This window comes from Mesorhizobium sp. M0306, from assembly GCF_040321655.1.
In the GTDB taxonomy this organism is placed as follows: domain Bacteria; phylum Pseudomonadota; class Alphaproteobacteria; order Rhizobiales; family Rhizobiaceae; genus Mesorhizobium.
In genome coordinates, this window is sequence record NZ_JAMYRY010000022.1 from 1 (window position 1) to 17,858 (window position 17,858).

The window sequence follows — 17,858 nt, forward strand, 5'->3', positions numbered from 1 at the left end:
AACCGCAGGGATCAGCTATGGTCAGACCGTTCGCACGATCAAGATCGCGACGTCTGCCGAATCCAAGCCGCTGGCATGGGGCGCGATCGGCGTCGAGCCGCAAGGCTATGAGCCCGATCTTCTGAGAGCGATCAACGCAAAGCTCCCGCAGTACAAGTTTGAAATGGAAGGTGTTTCGGATATCGCGCAGGAAACCGGCCTGGCCACGGGCAAATACGACATCGCGGTCGGTGGCTACTACAAGTCGCCTGAGCGCGCCAAGCAGTTCTTCATTCCGGAAAACCCCATGGGCGCCAGCCTGATGAAGATCTATAGCAAAAAAGGCAGCGGCATAAAGGAAATGAAGGACCTGGTCGGCAAGAGGATCGTTCCGACCACGGCCGGCGGTGGAACATACAAGTTCATTATGAACTGGCAAAAAGAAAATCCACAATACAAGCTTGATGTAACGGCATCTAGCGCCGGTATTCCCTATCCGAACCGACTGGACGAAGTTCAGAACGGCAAATTCGACGCGCTTGTTCTGCCTTCGAATCTCGGTGAGCAGACCGTCATCGAGGAAAAGAAGCTCGATATTGTGGCGTCCGATCCGGTCTTCAGCAACAACACCTACATGCTGATTCACAGGTCGGACGAAAACAAGGTTTTAGCCGACGACGTGAACAAGGTTCTCAAGGAATTAAAAGACGATGGCACGATCGAAAAACTCTCGCAGAAATGGTTCGGCGAGGACATCGTCAAATACATGAAGTAACAGGACATTTCCCCAAAGATGTAGCGATAGCCAGCGGTAAGGCTGAATTGAAAGAAGGAGCGTTTCAAAGTGGATGTTTCTGCTATGATTCCCGAGCTGCTCTCGGCGTTGCCGCTAACGCTCGCCATCACCTTTACCGCTATGGTCGTGGGCTTTTGCTTGGCTCTCGTCGCGACAACACTCCGGGTTCGGAGGATACCGGTGATCAGTCATCTGACTGACCTCTACGTGTCCTATGCCCGGAGTGTTCCCGTCGTCCTGCAGTTGTTCGTCGCGTTCTACGGGCTGCCCTTGTTGGTAATCCTGTTCGGCGCCGAGGATTTTATTTCTGCAACGATCGCTGCGATGGTGGGGCTGAGCCTCTATCATGGAGGGTATCTGTCGGAAGTCATGCGACCTGCATACCTGGCCGTCGATCGCGGCCAGCATGATGCGGCCGACAGTCTGGGATATACCTTCCGACAGAAGATCACCCGCGTAGTCGGCCCGCAAGCGGTGCACTTCGCATTGCCGGGCTATGGAAACTCCATCATCTACCTGATCCATAACGTTGCGCTGGTCATGTACATCGGGGCTGCGGACGTAATGGCGACCGCGCACTTGATCATGGAGCGCGACTATAACCAGTACCAGTTCGAAACCTACCTGGTGCTGGCGGTCATCTATTCGCTGATGTGCCTTGTCGCGTGGCTCATCGTGCGCTTCTTCGAGCTCCGCTCACCAATGCAAGCGCCAGAGGCGACGACAACAGCTCAGATCAAGAACGCGGCCGTCGCGAGCGTGTGACGAAAGGGTAATCCGACCATGTTTGATACCGAAATTCTGCTCCAGGACTCGCAGGAAATTCTGGGCGCCGTACCCGTGACGCTCGGCATGGCTTTCACGATTTTCATCCTGTCCACGATCGTCGGCAGCCTTTTTGCGCTCGTCGAATATAGGCGGATCCCCGTGCTGCGAGAGCTCATCATGGCCTATAAGGTCGTCTTCAAGGGCGTTCCGATGGTGATCGTGATTTTCCTCGCCTATTTCGGTCTGCCCCCGGCACTCCAGTTCCTGCTCTCGTTGCTCGGGATCAACTTCAACGCCCACGAAACGCCCAATTGGGTAATCCTTGTCATTGCAGTCACCGGTTGTGTTGCGGCGTTCCAAGCGGAGATCATCAAAGGAGCCCTCAACGCCTTCGATACCGGTCAGTCGGACGCAGCCCATTCGCTGGGCTATACGGGCGGCCAACTGTTCCGACGGATTCTGTTTCCCCAGGTGGCCCTCACGGCAATTCCCGACCTGACAACCTCGATGATGGTCATCATGAAGGCGCTTTCGCTCGGATTCGCCATCGAGGTTGTCGATATCTTCGCCCAGTCCCAGTTGACCGCCGCGCTGAACTACTACTACCTCGAAGCCTTCGTCATTGCCGTCGTGATCTACATGGTGATTGCCTATATCGTCACACAGATTGCCGACAGGCTGGAGCGGGCGCTGAGGGTGCGGACCTGAGCGGAACCTCCTCGGAATTCTAAAGCATCGAGGTCGGGGGAATTCACCGCGCAGTACGGCCTGCAAACAACTGACGACGAGCATCGGGCGTGTCTGCAAAGGATCTGCGGGCTCATGTAAACGACGACTCCGAACCCTGGCGCAAGCTGCGGCCGAGGGCTTGCTCGACGGCCAGCAACGCCGGGCGGGCGCGGGTCACTGTGGGAGAGCTCAGTGGAACAACAAAAAGCAAAAAATGCGCATGTCGCCGGCCAATCGCAGCAGGACTTCATCAAGCTTCGAGAGGCCCGCGACAGGACATTGCCGATGCCAAAGCTCATTTTGCATGCGCTGCAGGTCAATGTCCGCGGAGGCGAACTGCCCGGGGAAATGGCCGGCGCTGCCTGAAGTCCCGCTCGACGCGCTGCCGGGGTCGAGGCCAGCTCGCAGCGGTCGCTTCGTTCGATGCGTAGGCCGACGAGGAGCCACAATTCGACGGATAGGGTGATTGGCCAGTTCTGTCTGCACGGCTGCCCGTCGTTCATGTTCCGGCAGGATCATACTGTCGCTTCCCGAAAGGCCCGTAGGAATACTCGCCGAACGAAAGCCAGGTGGCGGAGGCGATCAGTATCGGCACCAGCCAATGTCATTTGGGGACCGTTCGGGACGCGGCGCGTCGGACAGTGACGGCCGTGATCACAGACTACTTGGTCTCTGGGCTCATGCTGCAGGGCATACATTACTAGCAAAGACCGGGTGATGAACGCACGAGGCGAAAAAACCTCACCTCCGATCGGCGAATCTATCAAGCTGCAACTCTAAACTATCCGCCTGCCAGTTGACCGACACTCCTGTGGAGAACATAGCCCGCGACGACAATTACAAGTACGGCAAAGATCCGATTGAGCATGTTCTTGTACGAAGCGAGGCGTGTCGCCACAAACATGCCGATCAACCCGCCGCCAATGCCGCCTCCAATAAATTCTGCGGCCAGTTGCCAGTCGACCATTCCCGACAGGGCGTAGTTGAAGGCCGTCGCGAGGCCGAAAGCTGCGACGGCAAGCAAAGACGTGCCGATTGCATTGATCGTCGGCATTCCGGTCGCCAGGATCAATCCGGGAACGATGAGGAAGCCGCCGCCAATTCCGAAGAAGCCAGAGGCCGCACCGGCGACGGCGGCGACTGCAGCAGTCATCGCACACATCTTGGCATCGACAGGTCGGCCTGCTGTCGAAGAACGGCGCCGCGGGCGAAGCATCAGTGCGCCGACCACAAGCATAAGCAGCCCAAAAAAGAAAAGCAGATGCGTCCCGTCGATTGACTTTCCCAAGGTCGAACCTGCGAGCGCCCCAACCGAGCCCAGTCCTGCAAATACGATAGCACAACGCCACCAGACGTGCCCCTTGAGGGCATGGCCTCCAAAGTTCGCCAATGCGTTGGCGGCCACCGCCAGGGCGCCCGTGCCGATGGCAATATGCGGCTGAGCGACACCGACAACATAGAGCAGGAGCGGCGTGGCAAGGATCGATCCGCCGCCTCCGACCATACCAAGAGTGAAGCCCACCAGACTCCCTGAGCCCACAGCAGAAAACAAAGTACCTGTCATGATGCTCTTCGGACAAAGCAGCGGTCATGAGCAACCATCCCCGCCAGCATTAAGGCTACGAAAAGTACCGGCGATAATCCCAGAGACAACGAAGCTACCGCAGGGCCAGGACAGAACCCGCCCAGTCCCCATCCAAGGCCGAAAATCGCCGAACCTAGAACCAGGGGGGCGTCAATCCGCGAACTGACAGGCAAATGGAAGGTCTCCGCCAGAAATGGTCGTGACATCTGCCCCATCCAGGCTGTGCCTCCCGTTGCAACTGCAACGGCGCCGCCCAACACGAATGCGAGGCTCGGATCCCACGCGCCAGAGACGTCGAGAAAGCCCTGTACACGGACAGGATCAAGCATACCCGACAACGCCAGACCGTAGCCAAAGATGGTGCCCGCGGCCAGGGCCGCCATGACCTGTAATTTAGCGTGTCTCACAAGACTGCTCCGTGGAGAAGCGCGACGGCTAGAGCGCCGCTCAGAAGGAACGTCACAACGGCGACAATTGACCGCGGCGATAGCCGCGCCAGCCCCATTATTCCGTGACCACTGGTGCAACCCGAACCCATGCGGGATCCGAAACCGACCAGAAAACCAGCTATCATAACCAGCGGCAGTGACGCAGTGATGGTCGCGGTCGGCCAATGATGAAAAGTTAGGAAATAACCGACCGGGCCAAGCAGCAACCCGACGACGAAGGCAGCGTTTGTCCACCTATTGTTGCCTTGGAGCAACCCGCCAACAATCCCGCTGATGCCGGCAATTCTACCGTTCAGGATCAAGAGCATCATAGACGAAAGCCCGATCAGAGCCCCGCCCAAAAGCGAAGGAAGATAAGAGGTCATGACGGACCGTCCGAACAGAAGATCGTGTAGAGCGCCGAAACCAATTGAGCAGCCTTCTCGGCGGTCAACCGGTAGAAGATCTGTTTTCCGTCGCGCCGGGTTTCCACAATTTTGGCGTCCCGCAACACTGTCAGCTGCTGGGATAGGTTTGGTTGATGGATGTTGAGCTCATCTTCCAATTGGCTAACCGAATGCTCTCCTTCAACAAGGGTGCAGACGAGCATCAGTCGCATTGGATGCGCCAGTGTCTTTAGAAGAGCTGCAACTTCGCCGGCGCGGGATTCCATTGCGGCAAGCGACATCTCCATTTCGGTTTCATCGATAAGGATTTCGCTCACCACACTACTTCTCCCAATGCGTTGAGGGGAAATTTTAGATAGCGCTTACCGTTTGCTTCCGGCTCCGGCAAACGCCCAGCCCGGATGTTGACCTGCAAGGCATGGAGGATCAGCTTCGGCATAGGCAGCATACGGTCTCGCTCTTGACGCAGTGCGGCGAAGCCCTCTTCGGTCATGTCGGCCAGATGTGCATTGGTACGCTTCTGAGTGCCGACCGTGCTTTCCCACTTGGGTTCGCGTCCGCCTGGCTGGTAGTCGTGCCCAGTAAACAACCGCGTTTCGTCTGGAAGCGTCAGAATGGCCTGGATCGATCTCCACAGCGTGCGAGCGTCACCACCAGGGAAATCAGCGCGAGCCGTTCCGCTGTCGGGCATGAAGATGGTGTCGTGAACAAAAGTCGCATCACCGATCACATAGGTGATCGAGGCTAGGGTGTGACCGGGCGAGAACATTACGCGCGCCTCTATTGAACCGACCTTGAAAGTGTCTCCATCCGAAAACAGCCTGTCCCACTGCGAGCCGTCTGTGTGAAGTTCAGGTCGGTTGTAGATGCCTTGCCACAAACGTTGGACGTCGACGACCCTCGCTCCTATCGCAGTTGGCGCGCCGGTCTTCCCCTTCAGGTACTGCGCAGCAGAAAAGTGATCGGCATGAGGATGGCTATCGAGAATCCATTCAACGGACAGTCCCTTTTCGGCAATATAATCAAGCATCGCATCGGCGTTGGATGTTGTGGTCGCCCCGGACTTCTCATCAAAATCGAGCACCGGGTCGATAATCGCGCATTTGCGGGTACTGGGATCCGAAACTACATATTGCGCGCTCCATGTTCGGGGGTCGAAAAACCCCTTCACTACCGGTCGAGTCCGCCTGTGCCCTTCCAACCACCGGCTTGCTGCCGACAGGTCTACCCCGAGATTCTGGCCCATTGCAGTAATCTCGACAGGCGACATTCGGCCATCGAGCGCCTCGCCCAAGGCATATAGGCTCAATGCGCGGGTGCCGGTCTTGCAGTGGGCAAAGACCGCGCCACCAACATTGGCCATAGCTGCCTGGAAGGACCGCACGTCCGCTTCTGTGATGGTCGGCATTGTGACAGGTATGAATTTGTAGGAGATGCGCGCTCGATCGGCGGCCTCTCGTTCAGCTTCGTTTCCGGGCTGGGCGGGCTCTTCCAAATCAGGCCGAACGTTTATCACTCCTGCGAACTTCTGATCAGTAAGCAACAGAATTTCAGATAGTGCGGGCTGCGGACCTACGGAAAGCCTATCGTTCACACGGATCATTCTCATGTCTGCTCCTAACGTCAATATACAATTGCATATAATGTATAATGATATTTGACGCAAGGGTGTCGCGGCGAAAAAGCGAGCGGGCACCTATGGCCACAGCCTTTCCGCCCGTAAGGTCATCGCCGCCCCTGCCGGCATCATCATTTCTATCGATACCTCGCCCCCTGGTCGGCGATGAACGGAGATCTGGAGACCGCCCGCTGGGCAGCTCGGAAGCTCATGGCTGCCCTGCCGAGCTTCACGATCGAGAAATATCGGTCGCTGCCCTTCTTGTAGCCACATGCCGGCGCCCGTGAGGGCTCCTTTTGAACTGGTGCCGGGCGAACATGCTTTGATAGCACTGATCTGTAATGAAGCCGAGGTATCTGATCCTTGCCTTCATGGGCCGGCCAATATCAGAACCTTCCCGCATCGTTCCGCACGGTACGGCGGCTGAACATAGTGGTTCGTCTTTGCCCTCGATCAATGAATTCGTAATTCGTACTTGTAGGCTTTGGGGCATCAACACCGAAAGGTGCACTGGCGAGGAATGACTGTCGATCTGCCAAACATCACTAACTGACGGGAAACATAAGGATGTGCCTTCTGGTGCTTCTGTCGAATTGACAGCGTGGTGATTGAAGGCGGAACCTGGTGCTATGCCAACGTTGCCTCTTCTGAGGCAGGCTGTTCCAGAAGCTGAAAGGGAGGATGGACATGAGCGAGGATCTGTCCGGTCGTCATGCCGACCGCATTCAGGCCGCGATCGCTTCGGACGCCGCCGCGAAGTCCGCGCTGGTCGCCTCTTGGCGACGCTCTTCCAGTTTGCACCGGCTCGATCCCGCCGATTGCAGGCCCCCACGCTACCTGACGGAAATGGAGTTGATCGCGGCCCGGCAACGCATTGAACCGCTCGTCCGGGCGGCCCAATCCAGCCTGGACCGTCTCTATCTCGCGGTGGGCGGGGTTGGCTGCTGCGTGCTTCTTGCCGATCGTGACGGCGTGCCGGTCGAGCGGCGCGGCGCGCCCGTCGACGACGAGACTTTTCATTCCTGGGGCTTGTGGACCGGCTCTATCTGGAACGAAGAAAGCCAGGGCACCAACGGGATCGGCACCTGCCTGGTGGAACAGCGAGCGCTGACAATCCATCGCGACCAGCACTTCCACACGCGCAACACGGGGCTGAGTTGCACCACGGCACCGATCTATGATCACCGGGGAGATCTTGTGGCTGCGCTTGACGTGTCTTCCTGCCGGGCCGATCTGACCGAAGCCTTCGCCAATCTCATTTCGGTGGCCGTGGTCGACGCGGTGCGTCGGATTGAGGCGGAGAACTTCAGGATGGCCTTCCCGAAGGCGCGGATCCTTCTGGCGCCAGTAGCCGACAAGGGCTCCGGCGCGCTGATCGCGGTTGATGCGGACGACCTTGTGGTCGGCGCGACGCGGTCGGCTCGCCTGGCGCTTGGAATTACCCAGCTGTGTCTCGACAAGCCGATGCCCGCGGCCGATCTGCTCGGTTGGACGGAGAGCGGCCCCGCAGTTCTCGCCGAGGCGGAGCGCGGCGTTCTGCAGCGGGCGCTGGCGCGAGCAGACGGAAATGTGTCGGCTGCTGCGCAGGCGCTTGGGATCAGCCGCGCGACGCTTCATCGCAAGCTCAATCGCCTGGACGTCCATAGGTCCCACTGACCATTCGAAAACTCACATGACTGTCGCAATTCTGCGACACACCGCGCCCGGCTACTGTCCTCGCCACGGTGACAATGGCGGCGGAAATCGCAAGTCTCTCCCCTTAAGCGTCGCATCCCGCGGCGTCGACTTTGGGAGGAGAACATGAACAAGGTAGAATTCTCACGTGCGGTCAAGGCGCCGTTCGACAAGCGCTATGGCAACTTCATCGGCGGCAAATGGGCAGAGCCCCACTCCGGCCGCTACTTCGAGAACCACTCACCGGTAAACGGTCAGCTGCTGTGCGAAGTGGCGCGTTCGGACGCCCATGACATCGAGGCGGCGATTGACGCGGCCCATGCGGCCAAAGACACCTGGGCGCGCACCAGCGTAGCCGAGCGGTCGCTCATCCTCAACCGCATCGCCGACCGCATGGAGGAAAACCTCGATCTTCTCGCGTGCGCCGAAACCTGGGACAATGGCAAGCCGATCCGCGAAACGACCGCGGCCGACCTGCCGCTCGCCATTGACCATTTCCGCTATTTCGCCGGCGCCCTACGAGGCCAGGAAGGCAGCCTTTCGCAGATCGACGACGACACCGTCGCCTATCATTTCCATGAGCCGCTCGGCGTGGTCGGACAGATTATCCCATGGAACTTCCCGCTGCTGATGGCCTGCTGGAAACTTGCACCGGCACTTGCCGCCGGAAACTGCGTGGTCCTGAAGCCTGCCGAGCAGACCCCGGCCGCCATCTTGCTGTGGGCCGATCTCGTCGGCGATCTGTTGCCGCCAGGCGTGCTCAACATCGTCAACGGCTTCGGCCTCGAGGCCGGCAAGCCGCTCGCCTCCTCGCCGCGCATTGCCAAGATCGCCTTTACCGGCGAGACCACGACGGGCCGCCTGATCATGCAATACGCCAGCCAAAACCTGATCCCGGTCACGCTGGAACTGGGCGGCAAGTCGCCCAACATCTTCTTCAAGGATGTCATCGCCGAGGACGACGACTTCTTCGACAAGGCGATCGAAGGCTTTGTCATGTTCGCCCTGAACCAGGGCGAAGTCTGCACCTGCCCCAGCCGCGCCCTCATCCATGAGTCGATCTACGACCGATTTATGGAACGTGCCCTCAAGCGTGTCGAGGCGATCGTGCAGGGCGATCCACTCGATCCGGCGACGATGATCGGTGCCCAGGCCTCGTCCGAGCAGTTGGAAAAGATCCTGTCGTACATCGACATCGGCCTTCAGGAAGGCGCGGAAGTGTTGACCGGCGGCACCCGCAACCTTTTGCCGGGTGACCTGGCGGGTGGCTATTACGTCAAGCCCACGGTGTTCAAGGGCAACAACAAGATGCGCATCTTCCAGGAGGAGATTTTCGGACCGGTGGTTTCGGTTACGACCTTCAAGGACGATCAGGACGCGCTGGCAATAGCCAACGACACGCTCTACGGCCTTGGCGCCGGTGTCTGGACGCGTGACGGCAACCGCGCCTACCGCTTTGGCCGCGCGATCCAGGCCGGCCGGGTCTGGACCAATTGCTACCACGCCTACCCCGCGCATGCCGCCTTCGGCGGCTACAAGCAGTCGGGCATCGGTCGCGAGACGCACAAGATGATGCTCGACCACTACCAGCAGACCAAGAATATGCTGGTCAGCTATAGTCCGAAAAAGCTTGGCTTCTTCTGATCGTCTTTTCGTCTACTGCGCGGCCCCGCGAGGGCCGCGCCCCAGGGTAAAAAATCGGAAAAGCCATGCATGCGAAAGTCACGGCAACGCCGGCAGCGCTCGAACTGATCGCGGAGATCGTTGCCGAGCATGGACCGGTGCTGTTCCACCAATCCGGCGGCTGCTGCGACGGCTCTTCGCCCATGTGCTATCCGCGTACCGGTTTCATCATCGGCGATCACGATGTGTTGCTCGGCCACATCCACGGCGCGCCGTTCTACATCGGGGCTTCGCAATTCGAGGCCTGGAAGCATACGAATCTTGTTATCGATGTGGTGCCTGGCCGCGGCGGCATGTTCTCGCTCGACAATGGGCGGGAGAAGAGATTCCTGACGCGATCGACGATCTGCGTCGTTCAGGCGTGAGGTAGGCCGAACTGATTCTTGTTTGCCTCAGCGCAACGAACATCCCTGAAACCAGCAGCAGGATGTCGCTCTCCAAACGCGGACAAGCGGCATGAAACGCAAATTCAGCGACGATGCGGCGATGGACGAAATCATGCGCGGGTCGCCGGCGACCATCCGGGTGGTGCTCCAGCACGGGATGCTTTGCGTCGGCTGCCCGATTGCTTCGTTTCACACCGTTTCCGACGCGGCACGAGAGCACGATCTGAGTGAAGAAGAACTCCGTCGCGACCTGCTGGCGGCGACAAATGCGGGTGACCCGGATTAGGCTTTTTCATCACGCCCTTCCGCAATTACCAGGAGCCGGTGAGGCTCGACCACCATCACTTTCTGGCGTCCGCTTTTGACCAATCCTTGGTTTTCCCATGCCGAGAGCAGCCGGCTGACTGTGTGAAGCGTCGTGCCGGTCATCTCGGCAATGTCCTGACGTGAGATCGGGAAATCTATAAGGATGCCCTCGTTGGTCTTCTTGCCCGACTGCTTGACCAACTTGAGCAGCCCACGGGCGACGCGCTGTTCGACCTGCTCGGTGGACATCTCGATGACGCGCGAATGAGCGTCCTGAAGCCTGCTGCCCACGGCCTTGTACGTATTGGAGCCGAAACTGGGGAAATCGGCGGCAAATGTCGGCCATAAGCGACTCGGCCCGGCAAGAACGATACAATCAACCGCGGCAATGGCACTTGCCGGGTAGGTGGTGAGGCCAAGCGCATGGGCGATGCCCATCAACTCACCCGGACTTATGTATCGCACCGTCACCTCGTGACCATCGGGAGTTGATTTCACCACGCGCACATGTCCGTCGAGCAACAAGAAAAAGGAATCTGCTTCCTGCTCCTGCTCGAACACCGGCTGGTCCTTGGCAATCCTCAACGACCTGGCCTGGCCGATTATGCGGTCGAGATCCGTGGGGGCTATGCCCCCAAAGACAGGAAGCCCGGCAATCAGCGAGCGATCGAGGCTACCCAACGCTGTCCCCTCCCAAGTGCTGTTGCGCCCAATGCATCCAGGTTCGCGCTGGTCAGGGCAGCCCGGTCATAGAATGTGTCATGGGCGGCCCTCGTGCGGCAAGAGGCACGTATTCGCCGCCTTTCCCTGAAATTCCAAATCTCGTTTGCGCTGCGGCAAATTCCGTCTGCCCAGTCACGATAGAAGGACCGACGTGGCGGCCGTCCATGTCGCCTATCACGCCCACCTGTTTTTTCTCTTTGAAGGGAAGTCATGGCAATTCCACGAACACGGCCGAGCACCTATCCGGCTGTTCTCTCCTACGGGTTCCGGCCATTCTTTCTTATCGGCTCATTGTATGGCGGTGCGGCGATGCTGTTCTGGCTGCCTCTGTTTTACGGCAGGCTCGAGACCTCCAGCAGCTTCTCGCCCGTGGACTGGCATATCCACGAGTTGCTGTTTGGCTATGTGGCGGCCGTTGTGACCGGTTTCCTATTGACCGCAATCCCGAACTGGACCGGAAGGCTTCCCGTGCAGGGCCTTCCCCTGCTGGGCCTCGTATTGCTTTGGTCCGCGGGGCGATTCATCGTCTTCTTTTCGGCGCAGGCAGGCTGGCTGCTCAGTGCCGTCATAGACTGCGCCTTTCTTCTCGCAGTCGTTGCGGCTGCCGCCACGGAAATCATCGCGGGCCGAAACTGGCGAAACCTCAAGGTCCTGCTGCCGGTGACGGCACTTCTGGCGTCGAATATGATGTTTCATGCCGAGGCGCACTATCAAGGCATGTCCGACACCAGCCGCCGTCTCGGTCTTGGCGCGGCGGTCGTCCTTGTCATGATCATAGGCGGCCGCATCATTCCTTCCTTCACCCGGAACTGGCTGGTGCGTGAGAGACCGGGGCGCCTGCCGGTCCCGTTCGGCAGGTTCGACGTGGGGACGATCGCACTCTCTGCGGCCGGATTGGCGGCCTGGGCCTTCTTTCCTACCCTTTCAGGCACCGGCGCGGTGCTGATCGCCGGAGCGGTCCTCAATGCGGTCCGGCTTGCTCGTTGGGCTGGGGACCGAACGCTGCGCGATCCTCTGGTGCTGGTCCTGCACGTGGCATTCGCCTTCGTGCCGATCGGCCTCCTGATTGCCGGCCTCGCTGTCTTCGTGCCCGAGAGAGTGCCCGCGGTGGCCGGCATTCATGCGTTCGGCGTCGGAGCGCTGGCCTGTATGACGCTGGCCGTCATGACCCGCGCCACGCTCGGACACACGGGCCGTGAACTGCGAGCAAGTACAGGCACATGTGGGATCTTTGCCGCGGTCGTGCTTGCGGCCATTTTTCGGATCGCAGCTGCGTTCGCGCCCACCGAGGCAGTACTCCTTCATATCTCTGCGGCACTGTGGATCGCATCCTTCGTTGGCTATGCGGGCCTGTTCGGCGGCATACTGGTTCGACCACGGTTGCAAGTGCGGCAGTCAAGAACCGCAGCTTGAAGGCGGGCGGGAGCCGGCTCGCCGGGCAAGACGGGCTCTCCCACGCATATTTCGCACGCCAATTTGCGCCAGCGCAAATCACCACGTCTGCCGGTCCAGTAGAAGAGCGCAACGGTTAGTGCCGTGACGAAGTCAAGAAAGGAATTCCAATGAAACTGCCCCTGATTGCCGCCGCTATCGCCCTGCTCTCCATCGCCGGTACGGCAAATGCCGAAGAACATGTCGTGCAGATGCTGAACAAGGGAGAGAAAGGCTCAATGGTCTTCCAGCCTGCCTTTGTTCGGGCGGCGCCCGGAGACACGATCAAGTTCGTGCCCACCGACAAGTCCCACAACGCCGAAAGCATCAAGGGCATGATTCCGGACGGAGCTGAAGCCTTCAAGGGCAAGCCCAGCGCGGAAATTGCCGTGACCGTTACGCAGGAGGGGGTCTATGGCGTGAAGTGCGCTCCACATTACGGCATGGGCATGGTTGCGCTGATCGTCGTCGGCAAGCCCGTCAACCTGGCGGCGGCGGAAGCCGTCAAGCAGGTCGGGAAAGCCAAGCCGGTATTCGCCGAACTGTTCGCCGAGGCGACCAAAACCGCTTCTAACTGACCTTCATTCAGATCTCGCAGATCCCCTCCGCTTCGGCGGCCGGGGGAAGGCCGGGTGGACCGAGGGGGAGGTCCAGCCCGGCCTATTTGATTCCCGATTTCATGCAGCAAAGCCGATGCCTTCCGTCGGTACATTAGTCTCCGAAACACAGAAAACTGAATGACGCGATGGATTTGCGCTAGCGCAAAGACTTGGCTGAAGCCGAGGCTATTCTGATGACATCGAATGGCCGACACCAAGGAGATGGAAATGCTTACGAGACGCGAAGCTTTGTTGGGTTCTGTTCTTACCGCAGCCGCGGTCGCCACCATTGGTGCAATGCCGGCAGTGGCAAGCGTCAAGGATGTCGCCGGGCTGCCCCGTGAAAAGATAACGCTGGTCCCGCCGCCATTCGTGCATGCTCACGATCAGGTCGCCAAGGGCGGTCCAAAGATCGTTGAATTCACCATGACGATCGAGGAGAAACCGATGGTCATTGACGCCGACGGCACGCAGCTCAATGCGATGACTTACAATGGTTCGATCCCAGGCCCTCTGATGGTCGTGCATGAAGGCGATTATCTTGAGCTTACCCTCATCAATCCAGACACCAATACTCTCGCCCACAATATCGATTTCCATGCTGCCACTGGCGGGCTCGGCGGCGGCGAGCTGACGCTGGTCAATCCGGGCGAGCAGGTTACGCTGCGCTTCAAGGCCACGCGGGCTGGAACGTTCGTCTATCACTGCGCACCCGGCGGCGCGATGATCCCGTGGCACGTCGTATCGGGGATGAGCGGCGCGGTGATGGTGCTGCCACGCGACGGCCTCAAGGACGAGAAGGGCAACCCCGTTCGGTATGATCGCATCTACTACATCGGCGAGAACGACTTCTACATCCCTAGCGACGAGCAGGGAAAATTCAAGAAATATGAAACCGCCGGCGACAATTACGACGATACCCTCAAGGTGATGCGCGGGCTAATCCCGACGCATGTGGTGTTCAATGGCAGGGCTGGTTCGCTGACCGGCGACAATGCCATGAAAGCAAGGGTCGGTGAAACCATGTTGCTCGTTCATTCCCAGGCCAACCGCGACACGCGTCCGCACCTGATCGGGGGTCATGGCGACTTTGTCTGGGAACACGGCAAGTTCGCCAACCCACCGGCCAAGGATCTGGAAACCTGGTTCATCCGTGGCGGGTCGGCAGGGGCGGCGCTGTATACGTTCCTGCAGCCTGGCATCTATGCCTATGTCAACCACAATCTGATCGAGGCAGTCGAACTCGGCGCGACCGCGCATTTCATGGTCGAGGGAAACTGGGACGACGATCTGATGATGCAGGTCGAAGCGCCCAGGGCTATCACCTCGTAGAGCGGAGATCCGATCCTCGGTGCGACCCCGCGGCGGAGCCAAAGGGGTTGCGCTTGCGGCCGGAGTTGGCACCATGTCCTTTGACCCCGTCATTACCTTCGGAACAACTGCGGCCGTCGCATTGATCGGTTGGGGCGTAAGCCATGCGCTCGACACGCGCCCTTTTGGCCTCCCCCACCAGACCGCAGTGAGCGAACTGGTCGTCCTGGGATCCGGCTCGTTCGAGCACCCACAGGCTGGGGAGTTCCTCAAGGGGAACCATCCCGTCGCAGCGCCCATCGTGCAGCAAACCATGGAGGCGCCGCTGGAGATCATGAAATATCAGGTAAGCATTTCGGAATACGGACGCTGCGTAGCGGACGGCGCCTGCAAGCCCGCCGACTCACGCAAGAGTGGCGACATTCCGGTCACCGGTGTCAGCCACATAGATGCGGAAGTCTATGCGACCTGGCTGTCAGCCCGCACGGGACAGGCATGGCGGCTGCCAACGGACGTCGAGTGGGCTTATGCGGCCAGCGAACAGTTCCGAGGTGACATTGAGGGCGAAGGCGACCCGAACAACCCGGCGCGGCGGTGGCTCACCCGGTATCGGCTCGAGACTGCGCTTGGGCGGAAACCTGATCCGGAACCGAGGGCTCAGGGGTCCTTCGGCACCAATTCAAAAGGCGTGGCAGATATTGCGGGAAATGTCTGGGAATGGACCTCGACATGCTATTCCCACGCCATAATAGCGATTGATGGCAAGCGGATCGAGAGTTCTATCGACAATTGCGGCGTACACGTTGTCGAGGGATTTCACCGCACCTACATGTCCAACTTCATTCGGGATGGAAAAAGCGGCGGTTGCGCAGTCGGGACGCCGCCTGACAATTTGGGTTTCCGGCTTGTCCGCGACCGACCCAGCCCTGTGCAGGCTGCCCTTCGGCGCCTAGGATTTTCCTGACGCACAAACACATTTTCCTGACGCATACAAGAGTGCATGATGACATTGAAATCAGCTTCTGCCGATCGGGCGGGTCCCGTCGCGGAACGGCCGCTGGACCATACCGGCGTCGAGCGCACGACGATCGGAAGATTGGTCCGCGAATTCTATGCAAAGGTCAGGAAGGACAGGCGTCTTGGACCGATTTTCGCGCGCGAAATCACCGGCGATTGGGAACCTCATCTCGAGAAAATGACGGATTTCTGGTGTTCCGTTATCCTGAAGAGCGGCGACTACCAAGGACGACCGGTGCCGGCGCACCTCAAACTCAAGGATGTCACCGAGGCCGATTTCGATGTCTGGCTGGCCTTGTTCCGGCAGACGGCGGTCGAACTCTTCGCCCCGGAAACGGCTGCGGTGTTCGTCGACCGCGCTGAACGGATCGCGACAAGCCTGAAGCTGGCGATGTTCTTTCGTCTCGCTCCCGTTGTGACGGGCGATGGCGAACCGGCAGGCATCGGCGAAACCCGGCCGGATTGACTTCGCGCAAGGAATGCTTCCTTCGAATTTCGTAATTTCCTTGGATGGCTCTCAACCTCTTCGTCGGTACGATCGTCATAAGCCTGACGGTAGTAATTCACACTTTTGGCCTTATCGCAGTCACTCGCGCGATGGGACATCTGGTGGCGCGATTTCGCATGCATGGGCACCGCAGCCGAACAGTCGCGATGATCAGCGTGGTCATGGGGCTCTTCGCCGTGATGACAGCGGAGGTCTGGGTTTGGGCCGGACTTTACCGGTTGCTCGATATCTTCGCCGACTTCGAAACCGCACTCTACTTTTCCACCATCACCTTTTCGACGGTCGGCTACGGTGACATCGTACCCGCTCACGCATGGCGCGTATTGGCGGCACTTGAGGGGGTGAATGGATTCCTGCTGATAGGCTGGTCGACCGCGTACCTGATCGCGGCGGGGACCCGGATCGGCCCGTTCAAAGCCGGCGAGCATTTCTGACCGCGGCAGCGCTCAAACTGCCACCGAATGCCTGCCCTTGCCGCTCTCAAGATAAGCGTCGAACATTGCTGCGATGCTGCGAACAAACGGGCGACTTTCCGCCGGGACGACGAAATTGTCGCCATCGAGCTCCAGCAACCGGGCCGGATCGTTAATCGCCAGGGAACTTGCCTTGAAAAGGAGCCGCTGGCCACGCTCGCCGAAGCGCTCTACCAGTTCGATCGCCGAAAAGGCGAAATCGCACATCAGTCGCTCGATGATCCAGCCCCGGACGCAGTCATCATCGGAAAATGCGATGCCGCGGACCGCGGCCAGTCCGCCCCCTGCAACCATGCGACCGTACTCTGCCGTCGCCGGCATGTTCTGCGCGTAACCCTGGCGAAAACGGCTGATGGATGAAGGGCCAAGCCCGATCAGTGTCTCGCAGCGATCCTCGGTGTAGCCCTGGAAATTGCGATGCAAGGTGCCTGTACGGGCTGCTTGCGCCAACGCATCGCTTGGCTTGGCGAAATGGTCGAAGCCCACCGCTTCATACCCTGCCTTCAGTACGAGGTCGGCGGCAATTTGCGATTGAGCGTACCGCTCCGCACGGCCAGGCAGCCACGCTTCGTCGATCATCGTCTGGTGCTTCTTGAACCAGGGCACATGCGCGTAGCCGAACAGCGCCATCCTGTCTGGTTCCAGGGTCAGCGCCTGCGCTACGGTGGAACAGACGCTCTCGCTGGTCTGGTGCGGCAAGCCGTAGAGCAGGTCCAGATTGACGGAACCGACGCCGCGTGAACGAACTCCGTCGACAACCGTCTTGGTCTGCAGGAAGCTCTGCTCGCGGTTGATCGCCTTCTGCACCTTCGGGTCAAAGTCCTGCACACCGAGGCTTGCCCTGGTCATGCCGATTTCGCACAGTGCATCGAGGCGCGCCTCGTCCATGTCGTTGGGATCGATCTCGACGCTGATTTTTGCGTCCTTAACAAAATCGAAGCTGTTCCGTAAGGCAGTCCCCAACGCCACCATATCCTCGGGCTTCAGCATGGTTGGCGAACCGCCGCCGAAATGCACGGCGCGGACATGGCCCTTGCTGGCGACAAAACCCGCAACCGTCGCGATCTCCGCATGCAGCGAACGAAGATATGCAGTCACCGGTTCGTAATGGCGTGTCTGCTTGGTATGACACGCACAGAACCAGCAGAGTCTATCGCAATAGGGGATGTGCAGATAGAGCGAGATCCCGCCGCCACTTTCGAGCGCCTCCAGCCAGCCACGACAAACGGCGGCATCGACGCCCGCGTGAAAATGCGGCGCGGTAGGATAGCTGGTGTAGCGGGGCACATTCTCGCCGAGTCTGGCAGCCAATTCCGGTCGCATGTCGCCTTCCGTCATCCTTACAAAGTTGAATCCTGGCTGCAGGTCCCCATCGCCGCCTTGATTTCGGTCAAGGCCCTTTGCGAACAAACTGCCGCAAGAGATTTGCAGCCGCCG

General features: G+C 59.4%; 20 protein-coding genes and 1 pseudogene. 14 read left to right on the plus strand and 7 right to left on the minus strand.

Annotated features, from left to right (window positions below):
• From NKI95_RS24265 to NKI95_RS24280, 4 genes and pseudogenes are all read left to right on the plus strand, one after another.
• A partial coding sequence (locus NKI95_RS24265; protein ID WP_352719758.1) for a transporter substrate-binding domain-containing protein occupies positions 1–754 on the plus strand: 754 nt, incomplete at its 5' end.
• Positions 755–823: 69 nt separating this feature from the next.
• Positions 824–1,540 (plus strand): amino acid ABC transporter permease, encoded by a 717-nt coding sequence (locus tag NKI95_RS24270; protein ID WP_352719760.1) that lies wholly within the window; start codon positions 824–826, stop codon positions 1,538–1,540.
• 18 nt (positions 1,541–1,558) lie between these two features.
• Positions 1,559–2,251: an amino acid ABC transporter permease gene (locus NKI95_RS24275; protein ID WP_352464095.1), complete on the plus strand. Its 693-nt coding sequence runs from the start codon at positions 1,559–1,561 to the stop codon at positions 2,249–2,251.
• Positions 2,252–2,431: 180 nt separating this feature from the next.
• A pseudogene (locus NKI95_RS24280) lies at positions 2,432–2,738 on the plus strand (hypothetical protein); the annotation flags it as partial.
• A 315-nt stretch (positions 2,739–3,053) separates the two neighbouring features.
• On the opposite strand, the gene NKI95_RS24285 reads toward NKI95_RS24280, so the two are convergent.
• The 5 genes from NKI95_RS24285 to blh are packed head-to-tail and all read right to left on the minus strand — an operon-like array spanning position 3,054 to position 6,301.
• On the minus strand, positions 3,054–3,836 hold the full coding sequence (locus NKI95_RS24285; RefSeq protein ID WP_352464093.1) for a sulfite exporter TauE/SafE family protein: 783 nt from the start codon (positions 3,834–3,836) through the stop codon (positions 3,054–3,056).
• On the minus strand, positions 3,833–4,240 hold the full coding sequence (locus tag NKI95_RS24290; RefSeq protein WP_352516579.1) for a DUF6691 family protein: 408 nt from the start codon (positions 4,238–4,240) through the stop codon (positions 3,833–3,835). Before NKI95_RS24290 ends, NKI95_RS24285 begins: the two co-directional genes overlap by 4 nt.
• Before the next feature lie 20 nt (positions 4,241–4,260).
• Complete coding sequence (locus NKI95_RS24295; protein WP_352464092.1) at positions 4,261–4,671, minus strand: YeeE/YedE family protein; 411 nt, start codon at positions 4,669–4,671, stop codon at positions 4,261–4,263.
• Positions 4,668–4,979, minus strand: a complete 312-nt coding sequence (bigR, locus tag NKI95_RS24300) for a sulfite-sensing transcriptional repressor BigR (protein ID WP_352719939.1) — start codon at positions 4,977–4,979, stop codon at positions 4,668–4,670. The genes NKI95_RS24295 and bigR overlap by 4 nt, the downstream gene beginning before the upstream one ends.
• A 26-nt stretch (positions 4,980–5,005) precedes the next feature.
• A complete protein-coding gene (blh, locus tag NKI95_RS24305; protein WP_352719762.1) occupies positions 5,006–6,301 on the minus strand; it encodes a bifunctional sulfur transferase/dioxygenase Blh in 1,296 nt (431 codons plus the stop codon).
• A 696-nt stretch (positions 6,302–6,997) separates the two neighbouring features.
• Between blh and NKI95_RS24310 the strand changes: the two genes are divergently transcribed.
• The 4 genes from NKI95_RS24310 (at position 6,998) to NKI95_RS24325 (ending at position 10,339) form a co-directional block, all read left to right on the plus strand.
• A complete protein-coding gene (locus NKI95_RS24310) occupies positions 6,998–7,966 on the plus strand; it encodes a helix-turn-helix domain-containing protein (protein WP_352464088.1) in 969 nt (322 codons plus the stop codon).
• Positions 7,967–8,110: 144 nt separating this feature from the next.
• On the plus strand, positions 8,111–9,628 hold the full coding sequence (gene adh, locus NKI95_RS24315) for an aldehyde dehydrogenase (RefSeq protein WP_352719764.1): 1,518 nt from the start codon (positions 8,111–8,113) through the stop codon (positions 9,626–9,628).
• 65 nt (positions 9,629–9,693) lie between these two features.
• On the plus strand, positions 9,694–10,032 hold the full coding sequence (locus tag NKI95_RS24320) for a DUF779 domain-containing protein (RefSeq protein ID WP_352719766.1): 339 nt from the start codon (positions 9,694–9,696) through the stop codon (positions 10,030–10,032).
• A 91-nt stretch (positions 10,033–10,123) separates the two neighbouring features.
• Positions 10,124–10,339: a DUF1858 domain-containing protein gene (locus tag NKI95_RS24325; protein WP_352719768.1), complete on the plus strand. Its 216-nt coding sequence runs from the start codon at positions 10,124–10,126 to the stop codon at positions 10,337–10,339.
• Here NKI95_RS24325 and NKI95_RS24330 read toward each other — a convergent pair.
• Positions 10,336–11,040, minus strand: coding sequence for a Crp/Fnr family transcriptional regulator (locus NKI95_RS24330; RefSeq protein WP_352719770.1), 705 nt, complete (start codon positions 11,038–11,040; stop codon positions 10,336–10,338). The two genes, NKI95_RS24325 and NKI95_RS24330, sit on opposite strands and share 4 nt — an antisense overlap.
• A 252-nt stretch (positions 11,041–11,292) precedes the next feature.
• Between NKI95_RS24330 and NKI95_RS24335 the strand changes: the two genes are divergently transcribed.
• The 6 genes from NKI95_RS24335 (at position 11,293) to NKI95_RS24360 (ending at position 16,382) form a co-directional block, all read left to right on the plus strand.
• Positions 11,293–12,495: an NnrS family protein gene (locus NKI95_RS24335; protein ID WP_352719772.1), complete on the plus strand. Its 1,203-nt coding sequence runs from the start codon at positions 11,293–11,295 to the stop codon at positions 12,493–12,495.
• A gap of 149 nt (positions 12,496–12,644) precedes the next feature.
• Positions 12,645–13,091 (plus strand): pseudoazurin, encoded by a 447-nt coding sequence (locus NKI95_RS24340; RefSeq protein WP_352719774.1) that lies wholly within the window; start codon positions 12,645–12,647, stop codon positions 13,089–13,091.
• A gap of 249 nt (positions 13,092–13,340) precedes the next feature.
• Positions 13,341–14,444, plus strand: a complete 1,104-nt coding sequence (nirK, locus tag NKI95_RS24345; protein WP_352719776.1) for a copper-containing nitrite reductase — start codon at positions 13,341–13,343, stop codon at positions 14,442–14,444.
• 73 nt (positions 14,445–14,517) lie between these two features.
• Positions 14,518–15,387: an SUMF1/EgtB/PvdO family nonheme iron enzyme gene (locus NKI95_RS24350; RefSeq protein WP_352719778.1), complete on the plus strand. Its 870-nt coding sequence runs from the start codon at positions 14,518–14,520 to the stop codon at positions 15,385–15,387.
• Positions 15,388–15,426: 39 nt separating this feature from the next.
• Positions 15,427–15,906 carry a group III truncated hemoglobin gene (locus NKI95_RS24355; RefSeq protein WP_352719781.1) on the plus strand — a complete coding sequence of 160 codons (480 nt, stop codon included), beginning with the start codon at positions 15,427–15,429 and terminating at the stop codon, positions 15,904–15,906.
• 44 nt (positions 15,907–15,950) lie between these two features.
• Positions 15,951–16,382 carry a potassium channel family protein gene (locus NKI95_RS24360; protein WP_352719783.1) on the plus strand — a complete coding sequence of 144 codons (432 nt, stop codon included), beginning with the start codon at positions 15,951–15,953 and terminating at the stop codon, positions 16,380–16,382.
• A gap of 12 nt (positions 16,383–16,394) precedes the next feature.
• On the opposite strand, the gene hemN is transcribed toward NKI95_RS24360, so the two are convergent.
• Positions 16,395–17,744: an oxygen-independent coproporphyrinogen III oxidase gene (hemN, locus tag NKI95_RS24365; RefSeq protein WP_352719786.1), complete on the minus strand. Its 1,350-nt coding sequence runs from the start codon at positions 17,742–17,744 to the stop codon at positions 16,395–16,397.
• Positions 17,745–17,858: the final 114 nt, after the last annotated feature.

Coding starts and splice junctions, on each gene's coding strand:
- NKI95_RS24320 (WP_352719766.1), top strand. CDS start 9,694: ATGCATGCGAAAGTCACGGCAACGCCGGCAGCGCTCGAACTGATCGCG.
- NKI95_RS24285 (WP_352464093.1), bottom strand. CDS start 3,836: ATGACAGGTACTTTGTTTTCTGCTGTGGGCTCAGGGAGTCTGGTGGGC.
- nirK (WP_352719776.1), top strand. CDS start 13,341: ATGCTTACGAGACGCGAAGCTTTGTTGGGTTCTGTTCTTACCGCAGCC.
- NKI95_RS24310 (WP_352464088.1), top strand. CDS start 6,998: ATGAGCGAGGATCTGTCCGGTCGTCATGCCGACCGCATTCAGGCCGCG.
- NKI95_RS24275 (WP_352464095.1), top strand. CDS start 1,559: ATGTTTGATACCGAAATTCTGCTCCAGGACTCGCAGGAAATTCTGGGC.
- bigR (WP_352719939.1), bottom strand. CDS start 4,979: ATGGAGATGTCGCTTGCCGCAATGGAATCCCGCGCCGGCGAAGTTGCA.
- NKI95_RS24325 (WP_352719768.1), top strand. CDS start 10,124: ATGAAACGCAAATTCAGCGACGATGCGGCGATGGACGAAATCATGCGC.
- NKI95_RS24350 (WP_352719778.1), top strand. CDS start 14,518: ATGTCCTTTGACCCCGTCATTACCTTCGGAACAACTGCGGCCGTCGCA.
- NKI95_RS24360 (WP_352719783.1), top strand. CDS start 15,951: ATGGCTCTCAACCTCTTCGTCGGTACGATCGTCATAAGCCTGACGGTA.
- hemN (WP_352719786.1), bottom strand. CDS start 17,744: ATGCGACCGGAATTGGCTGCCAGACTCGGCGAGAATGTGCCCCGCTAC.
- NKI95_RS24340 (WP_352719774.1), top strand. CDS start 12,645: ATGAAACTGCCCCTGATTGCCGCCGCTATCGCCCTGCTCTCCATCGCC.
- NKI95_RS24290 (WP_352516579.1), bottom strand. CDS start 4,240: ATGGCGGCCCTGGCCGCGGGCACCATCTTTGGCTACGGTCTGGCGTTG.
- NKI95_RS24295 (WP_352464092.1), bottom strand. CDS start 4,671: ATGACCTCTTATCTTCCTTCGCTTTTGGGCGGGGCTCTGATCGGGCTT.
- NKI95_RS24335 (WP_352719772.1), top strand. CDS start 11,293: ATGGCAATTCCACGAACACGGCCGAGCACCTATCCGGCTGTTCTCTCC.
- NKI95_RS24355 (WP_352719781.1), top strand. CDS start 15,427: ATGACATTGAAATCAGCTTCTGCCGATCGGGCGGGTCCCGTCGCGGAA.
- blh (WP_352719762.1), bottom strand. CDS start 6,301: ATGAGAATGATCCGTGTGAACGATAGGCTTTCCGTAGGTCCGCAGCCC.
- adh (WP_352719764.1), top strand. CDS start 8,111: ATGAACAAGGTAGAATTCTCACGTGCGGTCAAGGCGCCGTTCGACAAG.